The sequence below is a fragment of the Massilia sp. genome, from assembly GCF_046293535.1.
Taxonomy (GTDB): domain Bacteria; phylum Pseudomonadota; class Gammaproteobacteria; order Burkholderiales; family Burkholderiaceae_D; genus Telluria.
This window is the reverse complement of sequence record NZ_JBKBOV010000021.1, coordinates 45223-62783: the sequence shown is the minus strand read 5'-3', so window position 1 is coordinate 62783 and position 17561 is coordinate 45223. Positions and strand designations below refer to the sequence as shown.

Below are 17561 nucleotides of genomic sequence, written 5' to 3'. Positions count from 1 at the left end.
CGTGCCCTCACCCCCGCCCCCCCCCCGGCGACAACCTCCCCATTGCTTTGTACCCCCCCAATTCTCGTACCGCGGTGTTACCCACGCCGCAAGTACGCAATCTTTCGTTGAACGCGTGGGCAAGAGACTTGCCCACCCTACGGGTGCCACAAGCATCCAGTTTTCTATGAATACTCCTGATCAATCGCCACTTGGCAAAACCTCCGCGTACCAGAGCCAGTACGCCCCCGAGCTCCTGTTCCCGATCCCGCGCCTGCAAAAGCGCGAAGAGATCGGCCTGGGCACGGGCACGCTTCCCTTCTTCGGCGTCGACATCTGGAACGCCTACGAATTGTCGTGGCTGAACATGCGCGGCAAGCCGCAGGTGGGGATCGCCACCATCACCGCGCCCGCCGACTCGCCCAACATCGTCGAATCGAAGTCGTTCAAGCTCTACCTGAACTCCTTCAACCAGACCCGCCTGGCCGGCCTCGATGCGCTGGCCGAGCTGCTGCGCCAGGATCTGTCGGGCGCGTTCGGCGCGCCGGTGCACGTGACGATCACCACGCCGGACGCCTTCGGCAACCTGAAGATGGGCGAACTCGAAGGCAGCCTGCTCGACCGCCTCGACGTGGAAATCGACGAGTACCTTCCCTCGCCCGCGCTCCTGAGCGCCAATCACGAGGACGCGCCGGTCGAGGAAACCCTGGTGTCGCACCTGCTGAAATCGAACTGCCTGGTGACTGGCCAGCCGGACTGGGGCAGCGTGCAGATTCGCTATGTCGGCCCGCAGATCGACCAGGAAGGCCTGCTCAAGTACCTGATCGGCTTTCGCGAGCACAACGAATTCCACGAGCAGTGCGTGGAGCGCATCTTCATGGACGTGCTGCGCCAGTGCAAGCCGACCAAGCTGGCGGTGTATGCGCGCTATACCCGCCGTGGCGGGCTCGACATCAATCCCTGGCGCGCCAATTTCAGCACCGGCAAGCCAGGCAATCTGCGCACTGCACGACAATAAGCAGGCCACTAAGCCGAAAGCGCGCACGATTGCAAGACGGCTGTGCGTTTTCAGCCACAGCCCGCGCAAGTTTTCGATAGAAAAACGGCATCCGAACGCTGTGCTCAAAAAACGGGCACAATGCATGGAAAAGACGGTGCGAATGCCTTCGCACCTGCATTTGGGGCGCTTTCCTTGCGATTTCGCTTAGGAAATTGCGTTTAGTTGCTAAGCCGATTTCATGGCAAAACACTACGTTTTCGCCATACCGTCACCATATAGGTGACTGTATGCCTGTACAGATGCGAAATCGTATGTCACCGCCCTGAAACAGGCCTATAATTCCGCCTCGCAAGCACACCCCACCCTGTGCATGGCATAAAGTTATGACGAACCTTAGCAAAATCCTCTCGCTCGAGAACGTGCAGCTCGACCTGGAAGTCTCCAGCAAAAAGCGTGCATTCGAGCAAGCCGGTCTGATTTTCGAGAACAACTGCGGCATCGCCCGTTCCACCGTGTCGGACAACCTGTTCGCACGCGAGCGCCTGGGCTCCACTGGGCTCGGCCATGGCGTCGCCGTGCCGCACGGCCGGATCAAGGGCTCCAAGAGCCTGAAATCGCCGCTGGCGGCCTTCGTGCGCCTGAAGGAGCCGATTCCCTTCGAATCGCCCGACGGCCAGCCGGTCAGCCTGCTGTTCTTCCTCCTGATCCCGGACCACGTGACCCAGCAGCACCTCGAGATCCTGTCGGAAATCGCCGAGCTGTTCTCGGACGAAGCCGTGCGCAACGCGCTGGCCACCGACCCGGATCCGAAGTCTGTCCACGAACGCATCATCAACTGGCAGCCCAGTCTGCAAGCTTTAGGCTAAACTGTCTACGCGGCAATTCGCCGCGTGGATCGATGACATGCCCATGCTGCAGACCCCGCTGACCATCCAGCGTTTGTATGATGACAACCGCGACAGCCTCCAGTTGGGCTGGTTCGCGGGCTTCCCCGGCGGCGAGCGACAGATCGCGGGCGACGCGGCCTCGGCCGCCGACCAGGTCGGCCACCTGAATTTGATTCACCCGGGCCGGATTCAGGTCTTTGGACACCAGGAGCTGAACTATTACCACCGCCTGAAGTCCAGTTCGCGCACCCACGTGATCGGCGAACTGATCGGCGGCGGCCCGCCGGCCCTGATCATCGCCCAGGGCCTGGAGACCCCGCCCGACATCCTCGCCATCTGCGACGACCAGAACATTCCCCTGTTCTCGACCCCGCTGCCGGCGGCGCAGGTGATCGACTTCCTGCGCGTGTATTTATCCAAGAAGCTGGCGCAGCGCGTCATCATGCACGGCGTGTTCATGGACGTGCTGGGCGTGGGCGTCCTGATCACCGGCGACTCGGGCCTGGGCAAGAGCGAGCTGGGCCTGGAACTGATCTCGCGTTCGCACGGCCTGGTAGCCGACGACGCGGTGGAATTCTCGCGCATCGCGCCGAACATGATCGAGGGCCGCTGCCCGCCGCTGCTGCAGAACCTGCTGGAAGTGCGCGGCCTGGGCCTGCTGGACATCAAGGCGATTTTCGGCGAGACCGCGGTGCGCCGCAAGATGCGCCTCAAGCTCATCGTCCACCTCGTCAAGCGCGGCGCGCTCGACGAAGAGGTCGAGCGCCTGCCCTTCCACCACCCGACCGAGGACGTGCTGGGCCTGCCGATCCGCAAGGTGGTGATTCCGGTCGCGGCCGGCCGCAACATCGCGGTGCTGCTCGAGGCCGCCGTACGCAACACCATCCTGCAGCTGCGCGGCATCGACACGCTGCAGGAGTTCATGGAGCGCCAGCGACAGGCCATGAGCGGCGACTGAGTACGATCGCTTCGCCATTTGGGGTATCATCCCGGGCATGCACATCGTCCTCATTACCGGTATTTCCGGCTCGGGCAAGTCGGTTGCCCTGAATGTCATGGAAGACGCAGGCTACTACTGCGTCGATAACCTGCCGCCGGCCCTGCTGCCGGCCCTGGTCTACGCGGTCGGTGAAAAAGGCACGGACAAGATCGCCGTCGCGGTCGATGCGCGCAGTGCCGAATCGCTAGTCGAACTGCCGGTGAGCGTGCGCCACCTGAAAGAGGAAGGCCACAACGTCAAGGTGATGTTCCTGACCTCGAGCACGCACTCGCTGGTGGCGCGCTTCTCCGAGACCCGCCGCAGCCACCCGCTGTCGCACGAACTGCGCCCGGGCGAGAATCCGGCCTCGCGCCGCACCCTGATCGAATGCATCGCCGAGGAACGCGAGCGCCTGTCGGCGATCGAGAACCTGGGCCACGTGATCGACACCTCGGAACTGTCGGCCAACAAGCTGCGCGCCTGGGTCAGGGAACTGGCCGACCTCAAGCACGCGCCATTGACCCTGTTCTTCGAATCCTTCGCCTTCAAGGTGGGCGTGCCGCTCGATGCCGACTTCGTGTTCGACGTGCGCGCGATTCCCAATCCCTATTACGACCTGGCGCTGCGCCCGCTGACCGGCAAGGACGCGCCGGTGATCGCCTTCCTCGACGCCCAGCCGAGCGCCACCGAGATGCTGGAAGACATCCGCGCCTTCGTGGAAAAGTGGCTGCCCTCGTTCAAAACCGACAACCGCTCCTACCTCACCGTGGCGGTGGGCTGTACCGGCGGGCAGCACCGCTCGGTGTACATGGCGGAGCGGCTGGGGGCGTACTTCGGACAGACCGAGCGCGTCGTGGTGCGGCATCGGGAGCAGCCGGCGCATGCGGCGGTTTGATTACAGCGTTAGCTTGAAGACCGTCATTCCCGCGTAGGCGGGAATCCAGGTTTGTTCGCATTCAGGCTCAGAAACGCTGACCGCTCTTCATGAAAGATTGGGTTCCCGCCTTTGCGGGAACGACGGTCTTGCTGCAAACTTAGGACAAATGCCGTAGCGGATGCGCGTAGTCCGGCCACACCGGCTCGAAGAAGCGCGCCACCATCTCCTGCGTCACGTCCTCCAGCGCCGGCGGATTCCACTTCGGCTGGTTGTCCTTGTCGATCACCAGCGCCCGCACGCCTTCCAGCACTTCGCCGTGCTCGAAATTGCGGCGCACCAGGTTGCGCTCCATGCGCAGGCAGTCCGCCACGCCCAGCGAAGCCCCGCGCAGCAGCAGTTGGTGCGTCACGCACATCATCAAGGGCGAGCGCTGGCGCATCGCCTTCAGGGCCTTCTGCGCGAACGGGTTCTCGTCGCGTCCCAGCGAAGCCATGATCGATGCCACGCCGGCCGCGCCGAAGTGCGCGTCGACCACGCCGCGCTGCTGCTGCAATTCGCTGGGGCCCAGCTGGCCCGCGAATTGCGCGGCATAGGCGCGGATCGCCGCCGGCAGGCCGGCGCCCGGGGTCGTGTCGATCAGCGCATGCAATCCAGCCAGCTCCGCGCCCGGCACGAACACGTCCGCCAGTCCCACGTAGAGCGCATCGGCGGCGCCGATGGTCAGGCCGGTCAGGCCCAGGTACTGGCCCAGCTGGCCCGGCGCATGCGACAGGAAGTGGCTGCCGCCCACGTCCGGGAACAGGCCGATGTTCACCTCGGGCATCGCCATCCTGGTGCGGTCGGTCACGATGCGCAGGCCGCAGTCCGGGCCGCCCTGGGCGATGCCCATGCCGCCGCCCATCACCACGCCATCCATCACCGCGATGTACGGCTTCGGGTAGAAATGAATGAGGTGGTTCAGCGCATACTCTTCGGTGAAGAAGTCTTCCAGCAGCGCGCTGCCGCCGGTCGGGCCGACCTGCCCCATCTCGTGGAAGAAACGGATGTCGCCGCCCGCGCACAAGGCCTTCTCGCTGCTGCTGGTGATGACCACCGCGTCGATTCCCGCATCGTCCTTCCATTGCAGCAGGGTGGCGCTCAGGGCGCGCACCATGTCGAGCGAGAGGGAATTCAGGGCTTTCGGCCGGTCGAGCGTGATGACGCCGGTGCGGTTGGCAACGCGGGTCAGGACGGTATCGGTCATGATGGTGTTCTGTGGTCGAAAAGACATGCATTCTACAGAACATTTGTACAAATACGGAAGCAGGAAAAAGTAACAGGTATTGTACAAAAGCAAAAAGGGCGTCCCCTCAGACGCCCTTGCTGTTGTGCTACAGCTGGTTCGCAAACGGTGCGTTACGCAGCGGCGGCTTCTCCGTTGTCCGGAAGGCGCTTGTGCGCCACGTGGTTATGATTTTGCAGCATGGATTTGTGTTTCAGAACCTGCCTGTCCAGCCTGTCCATCAGCGTGTCGATGGCCGCGTACATGTCCTGGGCCGCGCTTGCGACGTGCAGGATCTTGCCCGATACCTGGAGGTTGATCTCGGCCTTTTGCCGCTTTTCTTTTTCAGTGAGGTTATCAATGGCGAGGAACACGTGGGTGTCGATCACGTGGTCGAAATGGCGGGTGATGCGCTCGAGCTTATTCTGAACGTATTCACGGATGGCGGGGGTGACTTCGAGATGGTGGCCGCTGATTGTGAGGTTCATACACACTCCTTTGGGAAGGTGCCCTGCCCGCGCCACAAGGTGAGAGTGGGCAGGTGCTTTACAGGGATTTGCGGAGGCTGACGGGCGGAATCTTGAGCGCTTCGCGGTATTTGGCAACCGTCCGGCGCGCAATGACCATACCTTGTTCCCCGAGCATCTCCGCGATCTTGCTGTCGGATAGAGGATTCCTAGGGTCTTCTGCTCCTGTCAATTGCGCAATAAGCGCGCGGATCGCCGTCGAGGAGGCTTCTCCCCCCGCTTCGGTGGCGACGTGGCTTCCGAAGAAGTACTTCAGCTCGAACATGCCGTGCGGGGTCAGCATGTATTTCTGAGTGGTTACACGCGAGATCGTGCTCTCGTGTAGGCCTAGTGTATCAGCTATCTCACGCAAAACAAGAGGGCGCATGGCAACCGCGCCGTGGCTGAAAAAGTTGCGCTGGCGCTCGACGATTGCCTCGGCAACACGCAGGATCGTGTCGAAGCGCTGGCGCATGTTCTTGATCAGCCACTTGGCTTCCTGCAGCTGCGCGCCCATCTGGCTCTCGCTCCTGCCCTGCTTGAGCAGGTTCGCGTACAGCGAGTTGACGCGCAGCTTGGGCATGACGTCCGGGTTCAGCGCTACCTGCCAGCCGTTCTTGGCGCGGCGCACGATCACGTCCGGCACCACGTAGTCCGAGACCCCCGAGCCGAAGGCCGCGCCCGGATGCGGATTGCATCGGCGCACCACGGCCTGCACCTCGCGCAGGTCTTCGTCGTCGCAGCCGAGCGCCTTTTTCAGCTTGGTGTATTCGCGCTGGGCGAACCAGGTCAGGTACCCTTCGACGATCGTCAAGGCGAGGCGCCGCGTCACCAGGGGCACGCCCGGCATGCCGCGGATCTGCAGGGCCAGGCATTCGGCCGCGCTGCGCGCGCCCACGCCCACCGGGTCCAGGCTCTGCACCAGCGCCAGCGCGCAGCGCAGCTCGTCCATCTCGATCTCGAGTTCTTCCGGCAGGCGCGCATGGATCTCGTCGAGCGGCTCTTCCAGGTAGCCGTTGTCGTCGAGCGCATCGATCACCAGCTCGGCCAGCGCGCGGTCGCGCAGGCTGCAGCCGGTGAGCCGGATCTGTTCGGCCAGGTGTTCGCGCAGCGTGACGCCGTCGGCTTCCAGCTGCGGGCGGCCATCCTCGTCGTCGCCGCTACGCGCGCCGCCGCCTTCACCGCCCCAGTCCATGTCGGCATCGCCCCGCTCGCCGTGGTCCTCGCCGTCCGCGCCTTCGTGCTCGCCCTTGGCGCCGTCCTGTCCCTCCGCACCCGGCTGCGCGGCCGGCGCGTCGCCATTGGCCGGCGCGGTATTGATCGCGCCGTCGGCCAGCAGCCGCACCGAACGGTCGAGCGGATCGTCGAGCCGTTCGAGCAGCGGGTTGTCGTGCAGGATCTGCTCGATCTCCTGGTGCAGTTCGAGCGTGGACAGCTGCAACAGGCGGATCGACTGCTGCAGCTGTGGCGTGAGCGCCAGGTGCTGCGAGGTGCGTAACTGCAGGGACTGTTTCATGCCTGGTGCTCTTGATTACATCCTGAAATGCTCGCCGAGATACACGCGCCGCACCGACTCGTTGGCGATGATGTCGTCAGGGCGGCCCGAGGCCAGCACGGCGCCCTGGTTGATGATGTAGGCGCGGTCGCAGATGCCGAGCGTCTCGCGCACGTTGTGGTCGGTGATCAGGACGCCGATGTTGCGCTCCTTCAGGAAGCGCACGATGCGCTGGATCTCGATCACCGCGATCGGATCGACGCCGGCGAAGGGTTCGTCGAGCAGCACGAAACGCGGATTGGTCGCGAGCGCGCGCGCGATCTCGACGCGGCGCCGCTCGCCGCCCGACAGCGACAGCGCCGGGTTCTCGCGCAGCTTCTCGATCTGCAGTTCGGCCAGCAGGGTGTCGAGGCGCTCGTTGATCTGGTCCTTGCCCAGCGCCTTGCCGTCCTCGTTGCGCTGCAGTTCGAGCACGGCGCGGATGTTCTCCTCCACCGTCAGCTTGCGGAACACCGAGGCTTCCTGCGGCAGGTAGGACAGGCCCAGCACCGCGCGCCGGTGGATCGGCAGGCTCGAGATGTCGGTGCCGTTGATGTCGATGGTGCCGGCATCCGAGGGCACCAGGCCGACGATCATGTAGAAGGAGGTGGTCTTGCCGGCGCCGTTGGGGCCGAGCAGGCCCACCACTTCGCCGCATTCCACCTGCAGCGACACGTCGCGCACCACCAGGCGCTTGCCGTAGCTTTTCTGCAGGCCCTTGACGATCAGGGTGCTGCAGCCTTCGACCGCGGTCGCCGCTTCCGCGTTCGTGCCTGCGCTCATGGCTGCCGTCATTGCTTGCTACCTTCGGCGGGCGCCGTGGTACGGCGCGGCGCGATGATCAGGGTGCCGCGGCCGCCGCCGACCTTGCTCGTGCCGGTCGGATCGTTGCGCACCTGGGCCACTTCGCGGCGGTTGTCGTAGGAGATGAAGGGACCCTTGATCTCGTTGGTCATGCGGCCGTTCTCCAGTTCGCGCACTTCGGCGTTGCTGAACAGCCTGACCAGTTCGGCGCGCTCGTCGTATTCGATGCGCTGGGCCTGGCCCTCGACCCACAGGTCGGGACCGCCGTCGCGCTTCTGGCGGAAGGTCGCCAGCTTGCCGTTGTTGGCGGTGAGGGTCACGCTCATGTAGCCTTCCGGCGTTTCCTTGACCAGGGCGCGGTCGGATTTCAGCACCAGGGTGCCGCGCGTGAGCACGACGTTGCCGGTGAGGATGCGGGTCTGCGTGACTTCGTCCACGTCGAGCGAATCGAAGTTGATCACGGCCTGCTTGAGCGAATCGGCGCGCTCCGCCGAGGCGCCGAAGGCGGCCAGGCTGAGGAATACGGCAGCGATGAGTTTTTTCATGTTCTTGCTTTGTCCTGGGTTGACGCGCTGCGGCTGCTCATTGAACCTGCGGCCGCTGCGCGCGTGGCGGATACACGATCTGGCCGCGGCTGGCCAGGTGCAGCTTCTGGGTCGCGTTGTTGGCCACCATGCCGGTGCCGGTCACGGTGGCGGCCCCCAGCCGCATCTCGATCGGCCGCTCGGTCTTGAGGATTTCTTCGTCGGGCAGCACGGTGAGCGCCTGCGTCCGCACGCGCAGTGCTTCGCTGGTCGGCGTGGCCGGGCGCTGGATGTCGACGTTGCCGAGCAGCTCGACGCGGTGTTCCTCGTGGTAGATCTGGGCGCGGTTGGCGACGATGGTCATGCGCGGGCGGCCGGGCGTGATGCCCTGCATCACCGGCGCCTCGACCTGCGACACGTCGCCCAGCGGCGTGTGCGCCAGGCGCTTGCCCGACACCACATAGCTCGGCTTGCCCTCTTCCGTCATGCGCACGAAGGAAAAGTTCTCGACGATGTAGTCCGGCTCGTCCTGCGGCCCGCCGAGGCGGCCGCCGTCCTCGTTCTCCATCACCTGCACCAGCCAGAAGCTGCCGAAGGCGCAGAAGGTCGCGATCATCATGATCGTCAGGAGCTTCCAGCGGTGGGCGGTGCGTTTGTAGGTGACCATGTCTTGCCTCTTTGCCGCCGCCTTATGCGAAATACGGCGCCAGCGCCTGTTCGTAGGTGCCCTGCGCGCGCATGACGAGGTCGCAGACCTCGCGCACGGCGCCGCGGCCGCCCGCGTTCTTGGTGACGTAGTGCGCGCGGTGCTGCACCTCCGGGTGGCCCGAGGGCACGGTGACGGCGAAGCCGACGCGGGTGAACAGCGGCAGGTCGATCACGTCGTCGCCGATGTAGCCGCATTCTTCCGGCGTCACGCCGGTGGCGGCAAGCAGCTCGGCGAAGCCGACGCGCTTGTCGTGGATGCCCTGGTAGACGTGCGAGATGCCCAGGTCGGCGGCGCGCTTGACCACGATCGGCGACTTGCGCGCGCTGATGATGGCCGTCTGCACGCCGGTCTTGTTCAGCAGCTGGATGCCGAGGCCGTCGAGCACGTTGAAGGTCTTGGTGACCTCGCCGTCCGGACCATAGGTGAGGCTGCCGTCGGTGAGCACGCCGTCGACGTCGAAAATCATCACCTTCACGCGCGCCGCGCGCTCCATGAATGCTAATGGGGTCATCAGATCACCTTGGCGCGGGTCAGGTCGTGGATGTGGAGCGCGCCCACCAGGCGGTCGTCGCCGTCGACGACCAGCATCTGGTTGATGCGGAATTCTTCCATGACGGCGACGGCATCCACCGCCAGCTGTTCCGGATGGACGCGGCGCGGGTTGGCGTGCATCACGTCGCGGATGCGGATGTTGGAGAAGTCGGTCACGCGCTCGATCAGGCGGCGCAGGTCGCCGTCGGTGAACACGCCGACCGGGCGCCGCTCGTCGTCGACGATGGCGGTCATGCCCATGCCCTTCTGGCTGATTTCCAGCAGCGCGCGCGTGAGCGGGGTGTCCGGCGAGACGCTCGGCACCGCGTCGCCGCTGCGCATCACGTCGCGCACGTGGGTGAGCAGGCGACGGCCCAGGGCGCCGCCCGGGTGCGACATGGCGAAGTCTTCCTCGCGGAAACCGCGCGCGTCGAGCAGCGCCACGGCCAGCGCGTCGCCCATGGCGAGCGTGACGGTGGTGCTGGTGGTCGGGGCGAGATTCAGGGTGCAGGCTTCCTTGGCCACCGAGATGTCCAGGTGGATCTCGGACAGCTTGGCCAGGCGCGAATGCGGCTTGCCGGTCATGGAGATGACGGGCGTGCCCATGCGCTTGATGGCCGGCAGGATCTCGAGCAGCTCGGACGATTCGCCGGAATTCGAAATGGCGATGAACACGTCGTGCGCGGTCACCATGCCGAGGTCGCCGTGCGCGGCTTCGCCCGGGTGCACGAACATGGCCGGGGTGCCAGTCGAGGCCAGGGTGGCGGCGATCTTGCGGCCGATGTGGCCGGACTTGCCCATGCCGGAGACGACCACGCGCCCGGTGCAGCCGTACAGCAGCTGCACGGCGCGCACGAAACTGTCGTCGTTGCCGAGGCGCGCATGCAGCGCCTGGATAGCGTCGGCTTCGATGGCGAGGGTCTCGCGGCCCAGCTCCAGTACACGGCGGGCCTGGTCCGCGTCAAAACGTTTCAGCATTATTTTTTCATCGGTTAAACTCATATCGGCAGTATAAACGAATTGGGTAAGCAAAAAACTTGCCAGTCGTAACAAACCATAACAACGACAACGGCTTGGCCACTGGCGACGATGCATTCCGGACTCGAACTCACCTTGCTCCTGCTGGGCTGCGCCGTGCTCGGCGTGGTCGCCTTCCGGATGCTGCACCTGCCGCCGATGCTGGGCTATCTGGCGGTGGGCGTGTTGATCGGCCCCCATGCGCTGGCACTTGCGGAAGACAGTCCGGCCACCCATGCGCTGGCCGAATTCGGCGTCGTCTTCCTGATGTTTTCCATCGGGCTCGAATTCTCCTTGGCCCAGCTCAAATCGATGCGGCGCATCGTGTTCGGGCTGGGTATGGCTCAAGTCGTATTGACAATCGTGTCCGCAATGGTGTTTGGCCTGTTCATCTCCTGGTGGGCGCCGACCCTGCAGGTGAGCTGGCAGGCCGCGTTCGCCCTGGGCGGGGCGCTCGCCATGTCGTCGACCGCGATCGTGGTCAAGATGCTCACAGAAAGGCTCGAGCTCGAGAGCGAGCACGGCCGCCGCATCGTCGGCATCCTGCTGTTCCAGGACCTGGCCGTGGTGCCGCTCCTGATCATGATCCCCTCGCTGGCGCGCCCGGCCGAGGAGCTGGCCATCACGCTCGGCTGGGCGGCGCTGAAGGCCGCGCTCGTGCTGGCCCTGCTGTTGAAATTCGGCCAGAAGCTGATGCGCAACTGGTTCACCGTCGTCGCCAAGCGCCGCTCGCAGGAGCTGTTCATGCTCAACCTGCTGCTGGTGACGCTCGGCCTGGCCTGGATCACCGAGCAGGCCGGCCTGTCGCTGGCGCTGGGCGCCTTCGTTGCCGGCATGCTGATCTCCGAGACCCAGTACAAGCACCAGGTGGAAGAAGACATCAAGCCCTTCCGCGACGTGCTGCTCGGGCTGTTCTTCATCACGGTGGGCATGCTGCTCAACCTGCAGCTGGTGCTGCAGCACTGGTGGCTGGTGCTGGCGCTGGTGATCTTCCCGGTGCTGCTCAAGTTCGCGATCATCGCGGCGCTGGCCAAGGCCTTTGGCTCGAGCGACGGCGTGGCCATGCGCACCGGCCTGGCGCTGGCACAGGCGGGCGAGTTCGGCTTCGTGCTGCTCAACCTGGCCATGGGTTCGAAGCTGGTGGATCCCTTCCTGATCCAGCTGGTGCTGGCCTCGATGGTGCTGTCGATGCTGCTCGCGCCCTTCATCATCGACAACATGGACCGCATCGTCATGAAACTGGCGGCCAACGAATGGATGATGCAGTCGCTGCAGCTGACCCAGATCGCCAGCCGCGCCATGAAGACCCAGAAGCACGTGATCATCGCCGGCTTCGGGCGCAGCGGCCAGAGCCTGGCCACCCTGCTCTCCGAGGAAAAGCTGCCCTGGTACGCGCTCGACCTGGACCCGGAGCGGGTGCAGGAAGCCCAGCGCGCCGGCGCCAACGTCTCCTACGGCGACGCGGCGCGCCGCGAAAGCCTGATCGCGGCCGGCATCAACCGCGCCAGCGCGCTGGTGATCACCTTCGCCGACACCAGGTTGGCGCTGAAGGTCCTGCACCTGGTGCACGAGCTGGCCCCGAACCTGGCGGTGATCGTGCGCAGCCACGACGACAGCGACCTCGACGTGCTCAAGCGCGCCGGCGCCACCGAGGTGGTGCCGGAAGCGCTGGAGAGTTCACTGATGCTGGCCTCGCACGCGCTGGTGACGATGGGCGTGCCGCTGCGCCGCGTGGTGCACCGGGTGCAGTTGGCGCGCGACGAGCGCTACGCCTCGCTGCGCGGCTACTTCCACGGCGCCAGCGACGTCTCCGACGACCTCGAGCACACCTACGTGCGCCTGCACTCGGTGACGCTGCACAGCGGCGCCGCGGCGATCGGCCGGCACCTGCGCGAGCTGGCGCTGGAGGAAGTGGGGGCGGAGGTGACGACGCTGCGCAGGAACGGGAAGAGCTTGCACTTCGATCCGGAGACGATCCTGCTGGCGGGGGACGTGCTGGTGCTGCGGGGTGAAGGAGAAGCGGTCAGCCGGGCCGAGAGCCGCTTGCTCTGACCGTAGGGTGGGCGGGTCTCCCGCCCACGCGGAGATTGTTGATGGCTCCGCTGTCGTGCTCGATGATCTCGCAGCTAACTATCACCGCGTGGGCGGCAAAGCCGTCCACCCTACGACAGCGACACCACCCGATTGCGACCATTTGCCTTGGCCTGATACAAGGCCGTATCCGCCTGCGCCACCAGATCCTGCGCCACGCCCTCGATCGCATGATCGCGCTCGAAATCATCGAGCGACGCCACGCCGATCGACACCGTCACCGGCACTTCCTCGCCCGTGTTCAGGTGCACCGGGTTCAGCGCCACGCTGGCGCGGATGCGCTGCGCCACCATGCTGGCGCTTTCCAGGTCGGCGTCGATCAGCAGCACCACGAATTCCTCGCCGCCGAAGCGCGCCAGCGCGTCGGACATGCGCAGCTCGGCCTTGATGCGGTTGGCCACTTCGCGCAGCACCTCGTCGCCGCCGGCATGTCCGACGCTGTCGTTGACCTGCTTGAAGTGGTCGATGTCGATGTACATGCACGAGACACGGTAGCCCTGGCGGCGCGCCCGCGCGATCTCTTCCACCAGGCGGCGGTCGATGTAGCGGCGGTTGTAGACGCCGGTGAGCGAATCGGTCAGCCCGATGAACTTCAGCATCTCGTTGCTGATGACGTTCTCGAGGCAGATCGCGACGATCGATCCCATGTGCTCGATGAAATCGGTGCCGAGGGCCGGCGTGAAGCGATTCGGGTCCGCGCTGCCCAGGTTCAGGCTGCCGATCAGGCGGGTATTGCGCAGCAGCGGCACCAGGGCCACGCTCTGCAGGTTCCTGGGCGGCTGCGGGAACATCGCGCCATGGCGCGACGGCGCATACGGCCCCATGACGGGACGCGGGCGGCGCCCTTCCGCCACCTTGAACCCGAGTTCGTCGGCATGCTCGCAGAACAGGAGGTTGGGCAGCTGTTCGTAGTCCACGCCCAGCTTGTGCATGACGGTATAGATGTCGGCGTCCGGATCGACGAGCGACAGCGTCACGGTATCGAGTTCCGAGATGACCGGCAGCGTGCCGAAGATGGTCGACACCAGTTCCTGGAACGAGCTCGCCCCCACGATCTTCAAATCGAAAGCCTGGTGGCGGGTCATGATCGAGTGGTTGCGCTCGGCCTGCTCGAGCAGGTACGCCATGCGGGAACGCAGGGTCTCGTTCTCCAGCATCAGTTCTCGCGTCTGCGCATCCGGCTCGTGCATAGAAGATTCCTTTCAGCAATAGCCGTAACATTACGCCATCTTTCCAGCCTTGGAAACGAAAAATCACCCGGGTGGGCGATTTAACGACACTGCAACACCTATCTTGCCGGGTCAGAACGCGATGGCGGTATCGAGTTGCTGGCCGACGCGTAACGACGCGCCCTCGCCCGCCGTGACGATGCAGTTCATGCCCATGCAGACCGCGCCGTCCATGCGCGGATTGGCGCGGTAGGCCTGCAGGATGTCGAGCGGATCGGGGCCGGGAATGCCGGTGGCCTGGTCGATCGCCGGGATCGGGCAGCGCGCGCAGGGTTTCACCGGGCGGATCGCCAGGCTGTCCGCCGTGAAGGACTCCAGGTAGTCTTCCTCGAAGGCCTCGATGCCGTCGACCACCAGGTTCGGGCGGAAGCGGTTCATGGGCAGCGGCGCGCGGCCGGCGGCCTGCAACCTGGCGTTGAGGTCGTCGAGCGAGGCCTGGCCGATGACCAGGATCGGGTAGCCGTCGGCAAAGCGGGTTTCGGCGGGCAGGCCGCCGGTCCATTTGGTGCTGGTGGGGCGGTGCACGTCCGGGCGGAAGCGCACCAGGCGGCAAGGCCCCTGGATGGCATCGGCGAACCAGCCGGCGGCGGCATCGCCGCAGTCGGCGGCGTCAACGCTGTGGTCCCAGATCTGGACGGTGATTTTTGCTGCCGCGGGGTCATGCGCGAGCGGCAGGCGCAGCGGCGGCATGCCGGGGGCGTTCACCTCGACGGCATCGCCATCGATACGCGGGGTAATGAGCGCCATGCGCGGGAATTCGCGCTGGGTCAGGAACTGGCCCTCGCGCGTGACCAGCATCCACTCGCGGTCGTGCACGCCCTGCGCGACCAGGCCCGAGACGAGGAATTGCGCCTCCGCTACCTGGATGCCGGCGCAGGACTTGATCGGGTAGATGAGGAGTTCGGTGACGGTGACCATGCTGTTAGCGCTTGCAAGTGAAGGCCGACAGTATGGCAGCAATCAAGATCCTTGTCCTCAGCCCCCGGTGGCCTTGGCCTTTTCAATGCGCTCGCGCTGCAGCCGCGCTTCGAAGCTCTTGGCAGCGCTCGCCGCCAGCTTGCGGCAGCCTTCCGGATCGATGAATGGGTTCGATTGCGCAGTCTTCGCCGCCGCCTTGTTAAAAGCATCGCTGAAGCCCGGATGGGCGGCGATCACGATGTCGCACTTCAGCTTGGCGACCTTGTCGATCGTGTTGCGAAACGCTGCCGAGCGGTCCGGATAGTTGGCGCCGCCGGTGAAGTAGAAGCCGTCGGTGGACACCGCTGTCAGGCTGTCGGCATACACCACGTCGAGGCAACGCCCTGCTTCGCAGGACTGCCAGGTCCAGGTGGTGCCGCCGGGCGTGTGGCCGGGCGTGTAGTGGACGGTGAAACGCAGCGGGCCGACCGACAGGGTTTCGCCGTCCGCCACTTCCTTCACCTGTGCGACTTTGGGAATGTAGAAACGTTCCTTCGGGTCGTACTGCGGATCGTCGGTGCCGGGTGTGCCGTCGCGCAGCACCTGGGCGCCATGCGGGCTGTGGGCGACCGTGGCGCCGCTGGCCTTCTGCAGCGCGGCAATGCCGCCGGCGTGGTCGAAGTGGGCGTGCGAGTTCAGGATCAGCTTGACGTCCTTCATCTTGAAGCCGAGGGATTCGATGTTCTTCTGGATCAGCGGGGCGGACTGCGGCAGCGCGCCGTCGAGCAGGACGTGGCCTTGCGGGCTGGTGACCAGGATGGCGGACAGGCCGGCGGTGCCAACGTACCAGGTGTTGCCGTGGATGTTGAAGGGCTTGGTGGGCTGGTTCCATTCGGCGCAGGAACCGCAGTTGATCGCGTCTTGCGCCAGAGCAGCGCTCGCGGCCAGCAGGAGGACGGTCGTCGCCAGGCTTGTTCTCATGGTTCGCTCACTGATCTGTTTTGCTTGAGTCTAGTGGGCCATAAATGCGGCAATCAGGAAACCACTGTGGGATGAACTTCCATCTACATGGGACGAACGTTCGACGGCTGCATCGGGGCAGCCGCCATCAATCCTGGATGACACGTTCGATATGTTTCTTTGCTTTGCAACAGGGATTACGAGCTAAATAGTCCAATAAGAGACACAAGCTGCCATTACCCCTCCGGCTATGAGTACTACAATCGACGGCGCAAACATTTTTTCAGTAAACCGTTGCCACGCCGAAGTCGTTCTCAAAAATCCAGCCATAACTATCCCCAATAGCGGTAGAAATGGCGTGAAGTAGCGGCCTTGCGTTCCCTGGATATAGTCTGCGCCATAGGGAGTTCCCGTGAGATAAAGGGCTGTTTCTATGAGCACCAGCATTCCAAGACATAAGATCAACCACCACGTCAATTGCCCCTTGTCTACCGTTTTTTTTGCAGACGCGCTTTTAACGAGGCATACAACCAGAGCAAAGCCTGCGAACAAGTATAAAGGAATCGGGAGAATGATCGTATTCCAGCCGAATCTTCCGATAATTCCTACGATGTATGTCGGCAGTCGATCGACAATGCTCGTTATTAATACGTAGCAATAGCTGAATGGTGATGCGAGTATAAACTGGAGCTGCTCCATGGGAATGGCCGTGATCTCCCGCTGCAGCGTTTTTCGCGATACGAGCGATGCCTGAAATCCTCCCCCGTGGCCTCCTAATGCGGTCCATGCAAGAAACAACACGATTCCTGCCGCTATCGCCCCCAAGACAATCAGTTGATTTCTATTGCTTAGCTTATTCTTGATGGAAAAGCCTGCAGCTGCGATTGGTAGATATACTCCTTTTGCCAAAATCAGTCCGATAATGGCCAATGGCATGGCGACCGACTGCCAATTCATCATGTTTCGAGGCTGTATTGAGTAGAAAGCCATTGCAGTGACGAGAAAGCTGAGGCCGAGAATCGTCGAGTCGGGAGAGAGGGAGCCGATTTGAAACAGCGTCATCGGAAGCGCAAGAATTCCTACCATGACCGAGCGGCCAAAAGGCATTATCGAAATTGCTGCCAGCGCAAGCAGGATGCCGCAAAGCGCATTCACAAAACGACCGCTGTAGAATTGCAGCAGTATTGGCGCATCCAACGCTCGAGCAACAAAAATGCCCAATGCCTGCGGTAGATACATCGTCGGCGAATAAGAAGCGGCATTTGGAAACACGACAAACACGCTACCACTGGTGTTCGAGGTGTGAAACACGTGCTTCAGCACATCCGATACTACATATTTCTCTCCAGACTCCACTGCTTTGAGAGGGAATGTCGAGCCGGTCAGTTCGCGTACGTCTTGCGGGAGTACATATCCCAATCCTCCTTGCCCATGGGTGTTCTTCACTCCCCCGACAGCAACCTGGTAGGACTTAAAAAAATGGAATGTTTCGTCAGGGGATTGGAACGGAGGAATAATCAGGCAATACACCAGAGCGGCTGCCAGAAACAGCCAACTCAGCCATCGTGGGTAAGATTCCGTCTCGATCGCCTTGACAGGACCAAGCGTCTTGAGGTCATTTTTTAGTATGTCCGTTTCGTTTTTCATATTGGCCGTAGATGCTTGAACTCAGTTGTCTCAAACTTTATTAATTCTGAGCATGTGTTAATTTTACATTCAGCCGATTTATCAATAAGATCCGACTGTTGTTTATATCCATGTCCGGTAGCGTACGCG

17 protein-coding genes are annotated in these 17561 nt (G+C 63.5%); 5 read left to right on the top strand and 12 right to left on the bottom strand.

Features of this window, described 5'->3' with window-relative positions:
• The first annotated feature begins 166 nt into the window (after nucleotides 1-166).
• The 4 genes from queF to rapZ all read left to right on the top strand — a co-directional run bounded on the left by queF (nucleotide 167) and on the right by rapZ (nucleotide 3740).
• Nucleotides 167-997 (top strand): NADPH-dependent 7-cyano-7-deazaguanine reductase QueF, encoded by an 831-nt coding sequence (gene queF, locus ACK4S9_RS12925; RefSeq protein WP_409726183.1) that lies wholly within the window; start codon nucleotides 167-169, stop codon nucleotides 995-997.
• 365 nt (nucleotides 998-1362) lie between these two features.
• Nucleotides 1363-1845 (top strand): PTS sugar transporter subunit IIA, encoded by a 483-nt coding sequence (locus ACK4S9_RS12920; RefSeq protein ID WP_027865730.1) that lies wholly within the window; start codon nucleotides 1363-1365, stop codon nucleotides 1843-1845.
• A 43-nt stretch (nucleotides 1846-1888) separates the two neighbouring features.
• Nucleotides 1889-2824, top strand: coding sequence for an HPr(Ser) kinase/phosphatase (hprK, locus tag ACK4S9_RS12915; protein WP_409726211.1), 936 nt, complete (start codon nucleotides 1889-1891; stop codon nucleotides 2822-2824).
• A 37-nt stretch (nucleotides 2825-2861) separates the two neighbouring features.
• Complete coding sequence (gene rapZ, locus ACK4S9_RS12910; RefSeq protein WP_409726181.1) at nucleotides 2862-3740, top strand: RNase adapter RapZ; 879 nt, start codon at nucleotides 2862-2864, stop codon at nucleotides 3738-3740.
• A 139-nt stretch (nucleotides 3741-3879) separates the two neighbouring features.
• On the opposite strand, the gene ACK4S9_RS12905 is transcribed toward rapZ, so the two are convergent.
• The 8 genes from ACK4S9_RS12905 to ACK4S9_RS12870 form a co-directional block, all read right to left on the bottom strand.
• Nucleotides 3880-4965, bottom strand: a complete 1086-nt coding sequence (locus ACK4S9_RS12905) for an enoyl-CoA hydratase/isomerase family protein (RefSeq protein ID WP_409726179.1) — start codon at nucleotides 4963-4965, stop codon at nucleotides 3880-3882.
• Nucleotides 4966-5117: 152 nt separating this feature from the next.
• Nucleotides 5118-5471 carry a ribosome hibernation-promoting factor, HPF/YfiA family gene (gene hpf / locus ACK4S9_RS12900; RefSeq protein ID WP_281912474.1) on the bottom strand — a complete coding sequence of 118 codons (354 nt, stop codon included), beginning with the start codon at nucleotides 5469-5471 and terminating at the stop codon, nucleotides 5118-5120.
• 58 nt (nucleotides 5472-5529) lie between these two features.
• Nucleotides 5530-7005, bottom strand: a complete 1476-nt coding sequence (locus ACK4S9_RS12895) for an RNA polymerase factor sigma-54 (RefSeq protein ID WP_409726176.1) — start codon at nucleotides 7003-7005, stop codon at nucleotides 5530-5532.
• A gap of 15 nt (nucleotides 7006-7020) precedes the next feature.
• Nucleotides 7021-7806 (bottom strand): LPS export ABC transporter ATP-binding protein, encoded by a 786-nt coding sequence (gene lptB, locus ACK4S9_RS12890; RefSeq protein WP_409726174.1) that lies wholly within the window; start codon nucleotides 7804-7806, stop codon nucleotides 7021-7023.
• An 8-nt stretch (nucleotides 7807-7814) separates the two neighbouring features.
• Complete coding sequence (gene lptA / locus ACK4S9_RS12885) at nucleotides 7815-8372, bottom strand: lipopolysaccharide transport periplasmic protein LptA (RefSeq protein ID WP_409726172.1); 558 nt, start codon at nucleotides 8370-8372, stop codon at nucleotides 7815-7817.
• A gap of 37 nt (nucleotides 8373-8409) precedes the next feature.
• Nucleotides 8410-9018 (bottom strand): LPS export ABC transporter periplasmic protein LptC, encoded by a 609-nt coding sequence (gene lptC, locus ACK4S9_RS12880; protein ID WP_409726170.1) that lies wholly within the window; start codon nucleotides 9016-9018, stop codon nucleotides 8410-8412.
• A gap of 22 nt (nucleotides 9019-9040) precedes the next feature.
• A complete protein-coding gene (locus tag ACK4S9_RS12875; protein ID WP_409726168.1) occupies nucleotides 9041-9571 on the bottom strand; it encodes a KdsC family phosphatase in 531 nt (176 codons plus the stop codon).
• Nucleotides 9571-10593, bottom strand: coding sequence for an SIS domain-containing protein (locus ACK4S9_RS12870; RefSeq protein ID WP_409726166.1), 1023 nt, complete (start codon nucleotides 10591-10593; stop codon nucleotides 9571-9573). Before ACK4S9_RS12870 ends, ACK4S9_RS12875 begins: the two co-directional genes overlap by 1 nt.
• Nucleotides 10594-10680: 87 nt before the next feature.
• On the opposite strand from ACK4S9_RS12870, the gene ACK4S9_RS12865 reads away from it, so the two are divergent.
• On the top strand, nucleotides 10681-12660 hold the full coding sequence (locus tag ACK4S9_RS12865; protein ID WP_409726164.1) for a cation:proton antiporter: 1980 nt from the start codon (nucleotides 10681-10683) through the stop codon (nucleotides 12658-12660).
• Nucleotides 12661-12770: 110 nt separating this feature from the next.
• Here ACK4S9_RS12865 and ACK4S9_RS12860 read toward each other — a convergent pair whose 3' ends face one another.
• The 4 genes from ACK4S9_RS12860 to ACK4S9_RS12845 form a co-directional block, all read right to left on the bottom strand.
• Nucleotides 12771-13889, bottom strand: coding sequence for a DUF484 family protein (locus ACK4S9_RS12860; RefSeq protein ID WP_409726162.1), 1119 nt, complete (start codon nucleotides 13887-13889; stop codon nucleotides 12771-12773).
• Between the two features lie 111 nt (nucleotides 13890-14000).
• On the bottom strand, nucleotides 14001-14846 hold the full coding sequence (locus tag ACK4S9_RS12855; RefSeq protein WP_409726160.1) for an MOSC domain-containing protein: 846 nt from the start codon (nucleotides 14844-14846) through the stop codon (nucleotides 14001-14003).
• A 57-nt stretch (nucleotides 14847-14903) separates the two neighbouring features.
• Nucleotides 14904-15806, bottom strand: a complete 903-nt coding sequence (gene bla / locus ACK4S9_RS12850) for a subclass B3 metallo-beta-lactamase (RefSeq protein WP_409726158.1) — start codon at nucleotides 15804-15806, stop codon at nucleotides 14904-14906.
• 183 nt (nucleotides 15807-15989) lie between these two features.
• Nucleotides 15990-17432, bottom strand: a complete 1443-nt coding sequence (locus tag ACK4S9_RS12845; protein ID WP_409726156.1) for a DUF2142 domain-containing protein — start codon at nucleotides 17430-17432, stop codon at nucleotides 15990-15992.
• Nucleotides 17433-17561: the final 129 nt, after the last annotated feature.